Origin of the sequence: Intestinibacter sp. (assembly GCF_051866655.1) — a bacterium.
Classification (GTDB): domain Bacteria; phylum Bacillota; class Clostridia; order Peptostreptococcales; family Peptostreptococcaceae; genus Intestinibacter.
Genome location: NZ_JBJDXL010000338.1, coordinates 1 through 15668, shown reverse-complemented (window position 1 = coordinate 15668; position 15668 = coordinate 1). Strand labels below are relative to the sequence as shown.

18 protein-coding genes are annotated in these 15668 nt (G+C 30.8%); 15 read left to right on the top strand and 3 right to left on the bottom strand.

Annotation, left to right across the window (positions count from 1 at the left end; all coding sequences use genetic code 11):
* Positions 1-267 precede the first annotated feature (267 nt).
* The 5 genes from ACI3VO_RS10110 (at position 268) to ACI3VO_RS10090 (ending at position 3037) form a co-directional block, all read left to right on the top strand.
* Entirely contained in the window at positions 268-957 is a 690-nt protein-coding gene (locus ACI3VO_RS10110) for a helix-turn-helix domain-containing protein (RefSeq protein ID WP_439757806.1), read from the top strand.
* A 429-nt stretch (positions 958-1386) separates the two neighbouring features.
* Positions 1387-1545 (top strand): hypothetical protein, encoded by a 159-nt coding sequence (locus ACI3VO_RS10105; RefSeq protein WP_439757805.1) that lies wholly within the window; start codon positions 1387-1389, stop codon positions 1543-1545.
* Positions 1546-1639: 94 nt separating this feature from the next.
* Positions 1640-1939, top strand: a complete 300-nt coding sequence (locus ACI3VO_RS10100; protein ID WP_439757804.1) for a hypothetical protein — start codon at positions 1640-1642, stop codon at positions 1937-1939.
* Complete coding sequence (locus tag ACI3VO_RS10095; protein ID WP_439757803.1) at positions 1926-2078, top strand: hypothetical protein; 153 nt, start codon at positions 1926-1928, stop codon at positions 2076-2078. Before ACI3VO_RS10100 ends, ACI3VO_RS10095 begins: the two co-directional genes overlap by 14 nt.
* Positions 2079-2842: 764 nt before the next feature.
* Positions 2843-3037, top strand: coding sequence for a hypothetical protein (locus ACI3VO_RS10090; protein ID WP_439757802.1), 195 nt, complete (start codon positions 2843-2845; stop codon positions 3035-3037).
* A gap of 1290 nt (positions 3038-4327) precedes the next feature.
* Here the strand turns inward: ACI3VO_RS10090 and ACI3VO_RS10085 are convergent.
* Positions 4328-4693: a hypothetical protein gene (locus tag ACI3VO_RS10085; protein WP_439757801.1), complete on the bottom strand. Its 366-nt coding sequence runs from the start codon at positions 4691-4693 to the stop codon at positions 4328-4330.
* A gap of 867 nt (positions 4694-5560) precedes the next feature.
* Entirely contained in the window at positions 5561-5692 is a 132-nt protein-coding gene (locus tag ACI3VO_RS10080; RefSeq protein WP_439757800.1) for a hypothetical protein, read from the bottom strand.
* Positions 5693-6180: 488 nt separating this feature from the next.
* Here ACI3VO_RS10080 and ACI3VO_RS10075 point away from each other — a divergent pair, with 488 nt between their 5' ends.
* From ACI3VO_RS10075 to ACI3VO_RS10030, 10 genes are all read left to right on the top strand, one after another.
* Entirely contained in the window at positions 6181-7095 is a 915-nt protein-coding gene (locus ACI3VO_RS10075; protein ID WP_439757799.1) for a PD-(D/E)XK nuclease family protein, read from the top strand.
* Positions 7085-7291 carry a hypothetical protein gene (locus tag ACI3VO_RS10070; protein ID WP_439757798.1) on the top strand — a complete coding sequence of 69 codons (207 nt, stop codon included), beginning with the start codon at positions 7085-7087 and terminating at the stop codon, positions 7289-7291. The genes ACI3VO_RS10075 and ACI3VO_RS10070 overlap by 11 nt, the downstream gene beginning before the upstream one ends.
* Entirely contained in the window at positions 7285-7515 is a 231-nt protein-coding gene (locus tag ACI3VO_RS10065) for a hypothetical protein (protein WP_439757797.1), read from the top strand. Before ACI3VO_RS10070 ends, ACI3VO_RS10065 begins: the two co-directional genes overlap by 7 nt.
* Positions 7487-8104, top strand: coding sequence for a hypothetical protein (locus tag ACI3VO_RS10060; protein ID WP_439757796.1), 618 nt, complete (start codon positions 7487-7489; stop codon positions 8102-8104). Before ACI3VO_RS10065 ends, ACI3VO_RS10060 begins: the two co-directional genes overlap by 29 nt.
* 46 nt (positions 8105-8150) lie before the next feature.
* Complete coding sequence (locus ACI3VO_RS10055; RefSeq protein WP_439757795.1) at positions 8151-8303, top strand: hypothetical protein; 153 nt, start codon at positions 8151-8153, stop codon at positions 8301-8303.
* A gap of 876 nt (positions 8304-9179) precedes the next feature.
* Positions 9180-9335, top strand: coding sequence for a hypothetical protein (locus ACI3VO_RS10050; RefSeq protein WP_439757794.1), 156 nt, complete (start codon positions 9180-9182; stop codon positions 9333-9335).
* Positions 9336-9928: 593 nt separating this feature from the next.
* On the top strand, positions 9929-10108 hold the full coding sequence (locus tag ACI3VO_RS10045; protein WP_439757793.1) for a hypothetical protein: 180 nt from the start codon (positions 9929-9931) through the stop codon (positions 10106-10108).
* Positions 10109-11559: 1451 nt separating this feature from the next.
* Positions 11560-11856, top strand: a complete 297-nt coding sequence (locus ACI3VO_RS10040) for a hypothetical protein (protein ID WP_439757792.1) — start codon at positions 11560-11562, stop codon at positions 11854-11856.
* Positions 11857-13425: 1569 nt separating this feature from the next.
* Positions 13426-13665, top strand: coding sequence for a hypothetical protein (locus tag ACI3VO_RS10035; RefSeq protein WP_439757791.1), 240 nt, complete (start codon positions 13426-13428; stop codon positions 13663-13665).
* 148 nt (positions 13666-13813) lie between these two features.
* Positions 13814-14092: a hypothetical protein gene (locus ACI3VO_RS10030; protein WP_439757790.1), complete on the top strand. Its 279-nt coding sequence runs from the start codon at positions 13814-13816 to the stop codon at positions 14090-14092.
* Between the two features lie 27 nt (positions 14093-14119).
* Here the strand turns inward: ACI3VO_RS10030 and ACI3VO_RS10025 are convergent, their stop codons facing one another.
* On the bottom strand, positions 14120-14281 hold the full coding sequence (locus ACI3VO_RS10025) for a hypothetical protein (protein ID WP_439757789.1): 162 nt from the start codon (positions 14279-14281) through the stop codon (positions 14120-14122).
* Positions 14282-15668: the final 1387 nt, after the last annotated feature.

Here is a 15668-nt window from a genome sequence, read left to right as displayed (position 1 = left end):
TAATTAGCAAGATTATCAACTAATTTTCCAACTAATGTAGGGAGGGGGCTAAAATCAGATACCTGAAATTCGCAATTAAGTATAGTTCTATAAGTATAGTATTAAGTATAGTTAGTTGGTATTTCTGCAATCATCTTGGCATTTCTGCAATTGATTTTGGCACCTCTGCAATCATCTTGGTATCTCTGCAATTAAGATTTTTTAACATAAACTATTTTGGCATTTACAAAAATAATACTATAATTATACAAAGATAAAATTAAGAATATGGAAAAGAAAAATGAACAATATGTAATTTACCCACATAATGGAAATTCTGAGCCTATAAATGGTTTAACTCCTCAGGATAAATTAATTTATTTGGCAATTAGAAGATATATGAATAGAGAAACAATGGAAAGTTTTCCAAGTTATGCAACTATTACAAAAGATATTGGAGCTGCGGCAAAAACTATTAAGAAATCTGTAGATAATCTAGTTAATGAGGGCTACTTGAATACAAGAAGAGATGGAAAGAAAATTATTTATAAGTTTAATAATAAGAAACAATTTGAACCATTTTCTTGGGAATTTCTAGACAAGCCAGACTTGACATTTACAGAAAAATCCTATATAGTAGCAGCTCAACAGTATATGTTTAAAGATAATGAAGAAGGTAAAATTTCATATAAAAATAGTGAACTTTCTAAATTAATTAATATGACTGAATCTACAATTTCAAGATGTAATCATTCTTTAGAAAGAAAAGGATACTTAGAAGGAGCCGCTGAGTTGATCAAGAAGTTTCAATTAAGAGAATTAGATCAATTATTTATATGGAAATTTAAAGAACAAGATGAACGTATAGATAAAAACACAGAAGATATTGCTGAAATAAAAAGAAAACTTGCCATATTAATTGCGGAAAATGAGAAATTAAAAGAAAAAATAAAGTGTTCTGATACTTATATTATTTAACATTTTTTATCTTTGGAACTTGTCAACCTTAGAATATAGTTGTATGTAACTTAATAAACAAAATTATGATTGAACAATTATTAAACAGTGATTAGCTAAAGAAGTTAGTTGAAGCAATTAACAACAATTAGGAATATAACTATTCTGAAAATGGTCTCTCTGTAAATGCAAAATCTACAGATAATGGACTTAGTATTCAAGTAGCATACAATATGCCTAATAGAGAATTAGATGAATTTAATAATTTCCTTGCAGAACTCGATGATGATTTATTCACAGAAGTATGTGAAGTTCTTGGAAATGAAAAAGTAGTATTAATAGATTAGTATTTAAAGTCAGAAGATTTAGAAAAAATCAGAACTGCAATAGTATTATTTAAATCTACTCTTAGAACTATTGCCAGAAATAAAATTAAACATTTAGAAAAATATGTTTGAACAAATAGTCCAGATAAGGGCCTTGTTAGCTAATGTTAATCAGATACTACAAGGTCTTTATCAAGACCGAGAAAAAGCTGCTAAGCTATTAGAAGAGAAAGATAAGAAAATAAAAGAATTAGAAGATAAAATAAAGGAATTGCAGAAGTAATTAGATTGCCCTATGGTTGTAATGGTTAGCAAAGATGACTCTAAATCATTTAGTCTGGGTTCGAGTCCTGGTAGGGCAACTAAAATAATATATTATGGAACAATGTGCTATAGTATTAAATGGAACTGATGTTATTAAAGTATCTAACTTAAAAAGAAAATACAATAAGATAATTAATAACCCAGAAATGAAAATCTTAGAAGAATGTTCTAAGGAAGAATTAGAAGATAGATACTTATATTGGAAAGATAAATATAAGGCAATAGAAGAAGAATCAGAAGAGGTTAAGAAATATTACTTTTCAGATGGAAAAGGGTCAGTAATAGTAAGTATCTATCCTAATTTAGATAATATTCCTGGAATTAATAAAGAAGAATGGTATGTTATTAGATAATTGCTTAGAAGAAAAGTTAGAACAATCTATACAATATATAGAAGAATTATATAAACAGATGGAGAACGCAGAATTATTAGATGACCAAAGAGTTCTAGACTGGCTGGATAAATTAAATGAAATAAGTATAAGACATTGAGAAATTTATTCTACTCCATCATATTTACAATAATGTTTAACTATGGAATACATAAATATAGTAAAGAAATTACATGAAACATTTCCAGAATTTGATGTGGAAACTATGATAAAGATTTTGGAAGTGATAAAATCTGAAGAAACTTTCCCATGGATTATTTCAAATGATAAATCGTGGAATACAACAACGAATAAGAATTATAATCAGTAGTACATAGCAACAGATAAATCGTGGACTATAGATAGGGCAATAACATAAAATTAAAGGCGACCTAGCATTTAGCTAAGCCGCCTTTTTTCATACCAATCAGTTCTATCTTTTAACTAATCTAAATTATATAAATAATAATCATTATTCTAAAAATAAAATTTATGCAACTACTAGTCCCATTTAAAATCACCTTCCCAATCTGGCAATCCTAATATAGAACCAGTAGCTGCAAATAAAGTAGCTTTATTATAATTCATCAAATGCCAAACATTTTAATACCAACCTATATTTTTCCCCCTTTAGAGTTTTTAGTTTTTAACCATTTCTAGATAGCAGGTTCAGTCATTAATAAAGCTCCATCTTCTTGTACCCTCTGAGTGTGTGTAGTATCATTAGGATTATACTATCCAGTCATATAATATTTTAAAGCATTATCAAGAGGATTTTCTTTAATAGGTCTTGTTAATGAAGCCTACTTTTTATCTTTTTCTGCAAATCCTTTCATAAATTTTATATCATCTGCTGAAACAGGTATCTAATCACTATAATTATACATGATTGAATTGCTTCTATCTATTTCATTATTAGACATAATAATAGACTACACCTACTACCAATTACTCATTAATTCAGTAGGACTAATATCCTATCCTTCTTTAAATCCTCTACCTATCCCTAAAGTTGACTCTCTACCAGCTAGTCCCAAGGCTTCTTCAAAAGGAATACCAACTCTATTAGCACTATCATAAATAGAATCTAAAACATTAGTGCTTATTTTTCCTGTATTAAATCTTCCTTTTGTAAGTCTTATCTCTTTATCTTTAATATAAGGAATCTTTGGATATTTATTTATTTCTTCTAATCTTTTATTATATGCAGAATTAAATGGATAAATCTAAAGTAGTCCATATAACTAGGGATTCACAGGGGCTTTTCCTACCTGCTAAAATTCTGGAGTACTCTTCCCTTCATATATCTACCTTCTTATAATTTCTTCTGGAATATTAGGATTAGATTTAATGTAGTCCTATATTAACTATTCTAGACTAAGTATGTCTGTTTTTAACCCCTATTGTGCTTTTATAATCATATTCCAAATACATTAATTAAAATACCTCCATCTTTCTTCTTATTCTACTTAGTAATATGTAACTTTTGCAATACAGTATCATAATATTCTGGCAAAATTTCCTATATTCCTGTATTTACAACAAATGGATTTCCTAAATAATCAGCAATCTTACCTAGATAATCATTAGTGGTTCCACCCTGGCCACCATAATCATTTAAATCCCATCCTTTCTGATATAATTTATTAGTCTTAGGATCTTTATATATAGCTGTTCTATAAGCTCCAGCATTAGTTAATGCTGTTTCTTTTGTTCCATACCATCCTATTCCTAAATCAGTCCCATTTTCATAATCATAAGTTACATCTATATTACCTAATGGGATTATACTATCTCTAGAAATAACATCTGGAGATTGCTAAAATACTGGGTATTTTTTATTACCTACAGCTTTTTTAACTACACCATAATCATCATATCCAGTAAAACTAAATCCCATTCCTTCTAATACCTATCTCTATTTATCTCTATCTAATAAAAAACTTTTACCAACATCCCTACTTGTATTTCTAGCAGATGTCATAATTTTCATTTTTAATTTATCTAATAAAGATAATTTACTAGCCGTTTTAGTTACTTCTGGAAGTGTACCTCCATTATAAATTGGTCCTCCATTCTATTTTTTAGACCAATGAGCAGCATTTCTAGCAAAGTTAGCTCTCTTCTTTTGCAAAGGAGTAGCATTAGGATTTGCTAATACATCTCTCGCATGCTGCTATACAGACTTACCTGCTCTTTTAGCAGAAGCTGTAAATTTTCCTCTATTCTTTTTCTTAATATGGATTCCAGAACCTTTCTTATAGAATCCAATTTGTTCAATTCCTATCATTCAGTTATATACTAAGTAGTTTGTATTACTCCATCTTTTCCTATTTCTTTTGCTCCTTTAACTCCAAGAGCTCTCATTTCCTAATTATATGCTCTAGTAGCTAAATTATACTTTCTTTCCATATTTCTAAAATTATCATAAGAAGCACCTAAAGATTGCAGTGAGCGTTTCACTTCTCTACGTGTTGAATTTCCCTCAATAAACCCTAGTTTAGCTTTTTCGTAGTTTCTTCTAGCATCTAATAACCTATCTGCTCTTTTAGCTTTTAAAATAGATTTTGCCTTTCTAGCAGCATTAGCAACTTTTAACCCTTTAATCCCAGCACCAAGGCCTGTAAAAAAGAATACATCACCAAGCCCACTTGCTACAGCCCATCCGAAATTTTCTAAAGTGGGATTGTTAATAAATTCTTTAGCATCTTGATAAGTGCCATAGATAGGAATCATTCCAGTAAGTACTTTCTTAACACTACCTCCATCCTAGTACTATTTAGCTTTTTCACTATTGCTCTATATTGTATGGTTAATTAACACTCCTCCTGCTGGAATAGTAAAATATTTTCCAGTCATTGCATCCCATACATGCCTCATACCTGCTTTTGATGTATTTAACTATGGTATCATCCAGGATTTAAATCCAGTATAATTCTATAATATATTATTCGCAGCTTCATATCCTGGATATTTCTATCCTAATTTTAAACCTAAATCTCTTCCTAAATCAATAAAATTAGGTCCAGCTTCTCCTCCTGATATATCAGTAAGATAACTATCATAATATTCTGGTTTTAATAGTTTCTTAGTTTTCCAATTATAAAAACTATACTAAGGTTTATATATATTATCATAATACTCTTTAGATATATTTGGAAATTTTAATGGGGCACTGTAAAAACCCCTATGCAGATTTTCATGTATTGTAGTTATTCCGAAAGATTTACGGTCAAATGGCATCCACTAATATGATATAACAGCATTTGGATCACCTAAATGAGTCTAGGACACAGTAGCATAACTATTACTGGGTGCTCCAGACCATCTAATCTTAACAGGCTGTCTTATGATACTTCCAATATTTTCTGGCCTGTTTGGTATAGTTATTCCTAACTTTTCAGCAAGCTCCTAGTTATGTTTATAAGACTACTATACAACTGGGTGTTCAAAAAATTTAGCAGCAGCTTCTTTACCTCTCTTAACCTCTTCTAGAAGCTAATCTGGCATATAATACTCAGTTCCATTTTTTACCTAAACTGGATTTCCTATTGATGCTTGCTAGTTTCTTCCTGGAATAACAACCTATGGAACTCTAAGATTCTAATTCATAGTATTACTAATAAGTTTAGCTCTAACCCAGTTATTTCCCAGTTTACCAAGCCCATATAATCCAGCAGTTCCTATAGCTTTAAATACTGGATTAAGTGCTACTCCTTCTACATACATTTGCATAATTGGGTCATTTCCAGAAACAAAGCCAGCTCCAACATTAGTACTTCTTCTAACCTTTCCTTCTGCATCAATCCAAGGTTTAGATATTTCACTTGTTTCAGACTATGCTTTCATTAATCTATTATATTCTTCTGGATTAGAAGTTTTTAACTCATTGAGAAATTCTCCATAACTTTTAATTTCTTTAGAAGGATTAATAGAATCCCAAATCGGAGTCTAGTCTATATATGTTCCAGGATATTGTTTCTCCATCTATTCTAAATACTAGTTGTACTTCTCTTCCTCAGATTGGGGCTAAATGCCACCTTTCTAAGTCCCTGTCTAGTATTTCTTAATTCCATATTCTTTTATCCCTAAAATTTGCATATTTTATATTTTTAATATACATTATAATCTACTAATTTGTATCTTACAAAGAATATTAATATACTTGAAAAGTACAAAATATGTTAGATAAATATGTTTAATGATTTAATGATTTATGTTATATGGATGAAAACAAAAACCTAAAGCAAAATGGAAACATAGTCTTTGAGGAGTCAAGTCACAAATATTGGGACATTACTCAACCTGACAAAGCTTTCATTTCAGTCACTACACTAATAGATAAATTCACACAGCCATTTGACAAATCTTTCTGGAGCGCATATAAGGCACTTGAGAAACTTTTATCTAAAGAGGACTGGGCAATTGAGAAGAAGTCACTTTTGAATACTAAGGTATTTGATAAAAGTATTCTAGAATTACATAACATTTCTGAGAATGACTTCAATAGAGAACAGCAAGCAATTTTAGATGCATGGCAAGCTGAAAATAGGCTATCTTGTGAAAGAGGTTCTAAAATACATGCAGAGTTAGAAAATTCTTTTTATAAGAAAAAGAAGAATATAGACTTATCTAAATATCAGATTGGTGGAAAGTTTGAGTGTGTAAAAGATAAGACAGCTCTAGATTTAGATAATGGAGTATATCCCGAATATCTAATTTCTAGAGTATCGGAGGATGGAAAATTAAGAATTGCTGGTCAGATAGACCTTCTAGTTAAAAAAGGTAACTCTATAATTATCTGCGACTGGAAAACTAACAAGAAAATTGAAATGAAGAGCTTCTATAATGCTAAAACTAAGTCATCGGCTAAAATGAAATATCCAATTAATAATTTAGATGATACAAATTATTGGCATTATACTCTACAGCTCAGCACTTACGCATGGATGGTACAAAAACTTAATCCAGAATTCACAATAGAGGATTTAGTATTAGTTCATTTTGATCATAGCGACAATATGACAGTTTATCATCTTCCATATTTAAAAGATGAAGTAGAGAGAATGTTATGGTATTATAAGAAACAACAAGTACTTGATGATGGTAGGAACAAGAGAAAGAGAATTGAGTACTGAAGAAAGAACTCAAATATGTAAGAAATGCCCAATATGTGACATATCAAATTGGATTTGCAATCATAATCTGTATCTTAATCCAAATACTAATGATATTAGTACTTATCCTAAACCTGGATATATAAAAGGGTGTGGTTGTTTATTATCTAAAAAGATTCCAGTAAGTAGTAAACATTGTCCTGCTAAGAAATGGTAAAGAAATGGATTCTAGGATTTATTAAGCATCCTATTAAAATAATTAAGAGCTTTATTTACAAACCTATAAATAAAGACTTATATACTATAAGATTGAATATATGTAGTAAATGTCAAGATAGAGTAAATGTGCCTTATGTAGGAGATACTTGCGGAATATGCGGCTGTATCTTAGAAAATAAGGCAAAGTTATTAGATGAACATTGTGATTTATGTAAATGGTAAAATGAGTATGGAAAGAGCAGAATTGAATAGTAATGAGAAATTAGCATTAATGACTACTGGTATGGAAGGTACTGGTGAACACTTTCTTATTAACGGAGAATCCGCTGATAAGTTATTACAAAGAGAGAAACAAGCTAAATTTAATGATGCAGTTGATGCATTAAATGATAAGTTTGACAAACATAATAAAGCATTAGAGCAATATGCAGAGGATTTATCTAAAGACTTAAATGGACTTGAGATTGCACCCTTATTTGGCTATGTTCTAATCAAGCCTTTTGATAATAATCCATTTCAGAAGATCGAGATTTCAAAATCTGGAATTATTACTGATTTGGGAGGTTATGCTCCTACATATAAATCTAATGAAACAGGAGAAACAGAAGAGGAACAACAATTTATTAAAGTAGGAACAGTTATTGAAACAGGTCATAAGTGTGAATTTGTAAGACCTGGTGATGTAGTATTCTATACAGTAGCTTCTGAATGTATGGTTCCCTTCTATAAACTTGGATTTGTAGTAGTAAGTGAAACTAGACTATTAGCAGTAGTTAATGAAAAATTAACAGAAAGAAAAAATGGAAAATGAGAAAGTTTTTTTAAAACCAGGAGACTTAGTAACTATTAGATAGAATATGCAAGCTCCTGTAATGTTAGTAATTAGAAAAGAAAACTCTTTATTTAAAGATAGTCCTAAGTTAAAGGGATTAAGATGTAGATGGTTTACAACTTCTGGATTATTGCAAGAAGCTGTATTTAACACTATGGATTTAAAACTTGTAGAATAATGCCAACTCCGGAAGAAGCACTTAAAGCATTTTTGGGATTCAGCAAATGCTTACGATAGAAATGTTTAGGCAGATAATTATGGCCTAGATCCTGAATTATAGAAGCATTTAACTACGATATATGGTGATGTAAGCAAATTAAACCAACGCACTATTGATAATTTAAAATATACGTGGAGCAAAAATCCGTAGTTTATTATAAAGACAGCATAGTAGAAGCCAGAAACACCTATAAGTATTAAATAGGATTAGTTTGATTCTCCAAATTTTGCATTAAAAGATGCTGGTTTAAATCCTTTAGATAAATCAAAAGGTCCTATTTAGTTATTTTCTGGAGAATATGGAGTAAAAGCAGCATAGTAGTGGTTAAAAGAACACAATTATGGAAATATAACTGCGGATAATATGTATGGAGCTAATACTAATGCTGCGATTAATACTGCTTTACAAGATACAAAGCTTGATTCTGAAATTAAAAGGCAATTAATAACTCTTTAGGAATAGTATAAAGGTAAATGGGTTCCATAGAAAAAAGTTAATGTAGGAAATTAGAATCCTGTAAATAGTCAAACAAGACAAATATAGTACGGTAATATCACTATGATAGATGGAGAACCTATTTATATACCACAACATACTTATGAGACTTCTACCTAGTAGAATCTCCCTTCAACTTAGGTAAATACTCCATAGTATAACTTAGTTGAAAAAGGAGATAATTCATATTACTCCTTAGGATCTATGAGAAATGCCTTTGATAAAATATTTAGTGAGACAGTACTTGGGAACAACGAGTATAATCCATATATTAATTAGTAGCAAGTTAGAAACCATAAAGATTATAATAGTGAATGGGATAAATTTTTAAAAGCATATATGGATCATGGATGGACAGGATTATTTAGAAATAGATTTACAAGAATCTCATCAAATCAACAAGGAGGTAATTTAAATAATATGAATCAACAAGAAATATTAAAGAAAGCTTTTATTAACTACTTAGTACAAGTTACAGGAGCTAAAACAGAATAGGATTTAGCTAAACTTGGATAGGACTAGATTAAACAATTATATCAATAGTTTACTACTGGAATACAAGATGGTTCTATTGAAGTATCTCAAGATGGACAAGTAAATGTTAAAGGTAGAAAAGCTGCTTTAGGAGCTAAACTTAGTTACTTTAATAAATTACAAGGTAAATGCCCAGAAGGGGAACAATTAGTAACATTTAAGATTGGCGGTAGAGTTTGTACTGCTTGTTAGAAAGGAAACAAAGTAGAAAAGAAACAAACTACTAATTAGAATACTAATCAATAGCCTAAGAAATTAGATCCAGAAAAAACTCCAGTATTGCCAGGTGGTAAGTATCCATCATATTGGACTGCTGATGATAGAATTAAATGGGAACGTAAATATGGATAGAAGGATGAAGGTGCTGCAGTGTCTCCTCCTCCTAGAAAGAATCAATTAGGAGCAGCTTTATAGTTACTCTTAAATAAAAATAGATAAATAACTAACTTTTAAAAATTAACGATTATGGCTTGTGGAAAGAAAATGGCAGCTTGTGGTACTAAAATGAAATCGGCAAAGTGTGGTGCTAAAGCTAAGAAATGTAAGAAGTAATTATGAACATGTTTAGTTATAATAGCTTAACTAAACAGTTGGAAATTAATGAACCAGAAATTTTTCTAGTAAAAGAATTTAAAGATTTAGTAACAAGGGATAAAACCAAATCAAAAGATAGAGTTACAAGAGAATTATCTTATATATACTTAGCTCTTGATTGGAAAAGTCCTTATTCTTAGTATTCAGAATAGGAGAGGCATGAGGAAGCTATTAGTGACTCAGGTCTCTCCGAATCTGAGTTTAATGATCCAATGTTTAGGGAAGCTTGTAGGAAGTATAGAGCTTTACAAGACTCTAATAAATCAATAAAATTACTTGAGGCAGCTAAGAGAGCAGCAGACTAGTTTATAGAATATTTTGAAACAATTATTGATTTAAATGAGAGAGATGTTAACGGTAAGCCAATATTTTCTGCTGAAAAGGTTATGAAGGAAATGGCAATGTTAAGTAAGGTACATGAAGAGTTAATTACCTTAGAAGATTAGGTTAAGAAAGAATTGACAGAACAATCTACTGTTAGAGGTGGGGCAGTGGATGGTTATGACCCAGGTGATTTTTAATTATGGCAAGAAAGAAAAAATTACCTACAGAAATAGAAGTAATAATTAAAGACGTTGAAGAAAAACAGAAATAGGAAGAAGTTCAGGAAGCAAGAGAATTAGTTGATCAAATAAGAACTGAGAGAACTAATGATATAACACATTGGGACGTCCCAAAAGACTAGTAGATTGAAGTATTTGACCCTCTTCTATCTTATGAACTTACTGGATATAGACCTATTGATCAAACTCATGGATTAGACTTTAATCCAGAGTGGTTCACTGAAACGAGAGAGATATATAAAAAGACTGGACATTATTGTCCTTATTTAGTTGGTAGTAAAAGGTATAATGAGTTTTGGAAAGAATAGTATAGACGATGTAAATATGGTATGACAGTAAACGGTTATACTATTACTGGAGATAACTATTTTTTCCTTAATTTTTATTAGCTCCCTACCATTGATACTAATAAAGAATCTGGAGGTGGTACTCATGATGATTTCCCAATATTCTTTTCCTCTCACTATATGTTTTTTCATTATTTACAGATGGCTAGAGTGTTGCATAAGCATTGTGCACTAATGAAAGCCAGAAGTATCGGATTTTCAGAAATAAACGCATCCCTATCTGCCAGAATGTATTCTGTAATAAGATAGAGTAGAGTTATGATTACTTGTTATAACGATGCTTTCTTAAAGACAACATTTAGTAAGTTTGATCATGCTATAACATTCTTAAATACTAGTACCGATGGTGGTATGTTTAAGCTTAGAATTATAGACTAGGACTTAAGAAAGAAATCAGGTAAATAGGTGAAGATATAGGGATAGTTTGAAGAGGTAGGTTTCAAATCAGAAGTAATTGGAATAAATGGTAGTAAACCTTCGAACATAAGAGGTGATCGTGTTGACCTCCTAATATTTGATGAAAGTGGGTGTCACATAGCTGGTACTAAAGTGTTAATGTTTGATGGGACTATTAAAAATGTAGAAGACATATAGCTAGGAGATAAGTTAATGGGCCCAGATGGAACTGAGCGTAATGTAATAGAATTACATTCTGGATAGGACTAGATGTATAAGCTCGTCATGGATAATAAAGAAGAACAAATTGTAAATAGTAAACATATTATTTATGGTAAAAAATATGACTACTATAGAAAAACATTTACTGATTTTGCAATCCATGCTGAGGATTTTTATAATATGGTGCAGGAATCCCCAAGAAAGAGAGATGGGTATAAACTGATTAAAGCTTCCATAGATTTTCCTAAACAAGAAGTTCCTATAGACCCATATATTTTTGGATATTGGCTGGGTGATGGGGATGCATCAAAGGCTAGGTTTACTTCAATGGATTCAGAAGTCATTGAAAGGATAGAATAGTATGCTCAGGAAAATGGAAGTAGAACAAGTAAAACAGAATGTGATAATAGTAAAGGATGCTATCATATTCATATACTGAAACGAGAAGGAGAAAGCACTAATTGGTTTACTGATAAATTAAGACAACTAAATGTTTTAAACAATAAACATATTCCAGATTGCTATAAATTTAATGATAAAGAAACCAGATTGTAGGTACTTGCTGGATTAATAGACTCAGATGGTACTTATTCTTAGGAAAAACATACTGTAGAAATAACTTAGTATGAAGGTCATAAAGCTGTAATAGATGGTGCTTCTTTTATATGTCATAGTCTTGGATTGAAAGTTACATTAAGTACTAGAATATCTAAAGAACGTAAACTAGACAATCATATTATTAAGGGGGGAATTTTATAGCATAGATTAAGAATTTTATATGGTCATTCGTAGATACCAACACTAATTCCTAGAAAACAAACTACTGATAGAGTAGGTCATGGAAAAGGCAGCATAGATAAATTAGCCTATAGCTTTAAGATTGAAAAAGTATAGGTAGATAAATACTATGGTTTTTCTTTAGATAAAGATTAGTTATTTTTACTTGAAGACTTTACAATATGCCATAACTCATGGCCAGGTTTAACCACTGCTATTGTACAGGGATAGGAATTATGTGAAGTTTAGGGAGTACCGAGAGGTTAGATGGTCTTTGGCGGCACTGGTGGTGATACAGGCCCAAATCTTGAGGGTTTAAAGAAGATATATTATAACCCTAGAGCATATAAAATATTACCTTTTAGACATAGCTGGACACAGGACAATACCACAATAGAAAGTGGTTTCTTTATTCCCTATTTCTTATAGGCTCTAAATCCAGAGTTTATGGACAATAGAGGTGTATGTGATATTGAAAGGTATAAAGTCTTTCTATAGGAAGAAAGAAACAACTTATTAGCTGTACCAGAAGATTATGTAAAGAAATGTGCAGAAAGATGTTGGAATGCAGAAGAAGCATTTAGTCTTGAAGGAGTTAATAAGTTTAATAAAATAAAGATAGCAGAATAGTTAGCTGCTATACAATTACATAAATTAGGACCAAAAGTACAAACTGGATTTATTGATTATTAGTATTCAAATAGTAAACATGAATTACAATCAATAAATGGTTTTAAATGGATACCTTCAATTGAAGGTAAGGTTAAAATAATAGAGCATCCTGTTTGGTCTGATATTTATAAATAGGATGTTCAAAGGTTAAAGGATGAAAATCCAGATTTAGAGTTGCCAGAATATAAAGAAATGAAAGACTTATATGTTGCTGGGATAGACGGAATTGATATTGGTTAGAGCTAGACTTCTAAAGAAACTAGAGACCCATCTGATTTCTGTATAGTAATTCTTAGAAGAGCATATGGAATTGGAGAACCTTAGATAGTAGCAATGTATAAAGATAGACCTAACATTATTAGTACTGCATACAAAACAGCAATGTGTTTACTAAAATACTATAATTGTTAGGCTAATATAGAAGCATCTAGACTTGGTTTTGTTACATGGGCTAGAGACCACAAATGTCTTAATTACTTTATGAGAAGACCAAGAGCTACATTATCTGATATTAAAAATGGTAGTACTAAATCTTATGGAACTCCAGCAACTGCTAAAATAATAGATATGCATACTGACTTAACTGCAGAATTTGTGGAGGAATACTGTCATACTATTTGGTTTGAAGAAATACTAGAACAGCTTAGAACATATAATGATGCTAATAAAACTAAGTTTGATATTATAGCAGCACTTGGTATGGTATTCTTAGCAGACTAGGAATTAACAGGTAGAACACCAACTACCGTAGTTAAAGAAGTAGAGCAATTCCAAGATATTGGATATTATAGAGATTCTAGAGGGTATAAACATTTTGGAGTTATACCCAAAACACCAGAAATTGGAATAATTACAAATGAAGAACCAGATGACCCTTACAGAGTTGACAGCAGCGATCCAAGAGTATGGGGATTTTAAAATAGAAGAATTAAATCCTGGATATAAAGTATCTATTTATCTTGGAAGAACAGAATGTCCTGTAGTTATCATATCCGATTTGGAAGGAGAAGATTTTCTCAAATATTTTAAAGAGGAGATGAGAAGCAGGAAATTACAACGGGTTAAACATTATAAAGCGTTTAAATATGAACAAGCAAGAGCTGATAGACAAAACGGACGAGACTATTACGGATCTTGTAGTAGATAAAGATGAATTATAGAAAGCTTATAACTATTATAATGGTATAAGGGATGCTGAGTAGTTTAGATACTTAGAAGAGAATTTTGGTATAGGTAGTCCAACATCTGTAGAATTCACACCACTGTTAAAGAAGCATGTTGATGCCTTAGTTGGAGAATACCTCGGAACTCCTATTCTTCCAAAAGTATCATGCAAGGATGCCACAACTATATCTAATATATCCAGAGAAAAATAGTTGAAGATAAGTAATGAAATTATTAGATATTTAAAAGAACATCTATCTAACTTCTTACTTGGAATTATTAATGGTAAAGATACTACTGATACTTAGGTAAAGAAATAGATAGATTAGATAATAGAAGATATTGATTAGTCTTTTATATCTTAGTATGAAATAGCTGCATAGAATATTATAGAATATATTATGCAGTCTAGAGATACTGATATTATAACTAAGCTGAGATAGCTACTGACAGATTTACTTATTTCTGGATATACATTCTTTAAGACATATGAATCTTTTAATGGCACTAACATTAAAATAAAAGTATGTGATCCTAGAAATACATTCTTTGACCGAAATCCAGAATCTCCATATGTAAGAGATTCATATCGTTCTGTAGTTAGAGAATGGCTAACTAAAGACTAGATATTAGCTATATATGGTAAAGAATTATCTAAGTCTGATATTAAAACTGTTAAAGAGACATGGGATGGTTCCAGTTCTTAGTATGCAAGAGCTTATTAGGAAGTAGTAGATGCTTATCCGGACTACGATGAGGAAATAGAACCAGGTTATCCTTCTGCAGATTATAATGGATATAGAACTTAGTTAATTCCCGTGTATGAGGTTGAATGGCTTGAAACTGATGAGAACTTTGTCATGCAAAGGTATACTACAATTAGAATCGGAGATAATATTTATGTACTAAGAGGATTAGATAAGAATGTTGTTCGTTCTTAGGATAATCCCAATTTATGTAGAATATCTTTAAATGGTGTATATTTCTTAAATAGAGCACAATAGCCATATTCTCTTATATTAAGGTGCATGTCTTTATAGGATAGGTATGACCTACTTAACTATTACAGAGATAGACTTATAGCTAACAGTGGAGTAGCTGGAACTATTATGGATATGTCCTTAATTCCAACTAACTTAGGGGTAGAATGGCCTGAAAGAATTCAGAAATGGCTTGCTTATAAAAAGTCTGGAATTGAATGGATTGATACTACTTAGGAGGGAAGAAATGATAATGGAAATGCCCCTATGAATACAATCTTTAATGGATATGACGACACATTAAAAGCATAGGCAGTATAGGCTATTGAATTGGCAATATAGTCTGTTGAAAGTACAGTATCTTCTATCACTGGAGTTTTCAGAGAAAGACTTAATGGTATAGAATAGAGAGATGCTGTTACTAATATTAAACAAGGTGTTCAGAACTCATTTATTGTAACTAAGCACTATTTCTAGTAGATGGATTTAGTAACATGTGAAATGCTATTAGATTGTCTTAATTAGGCAAAGATTACATACAAGAAAGGAGTTACCGGAACTATAATTCTAGGCGATAAA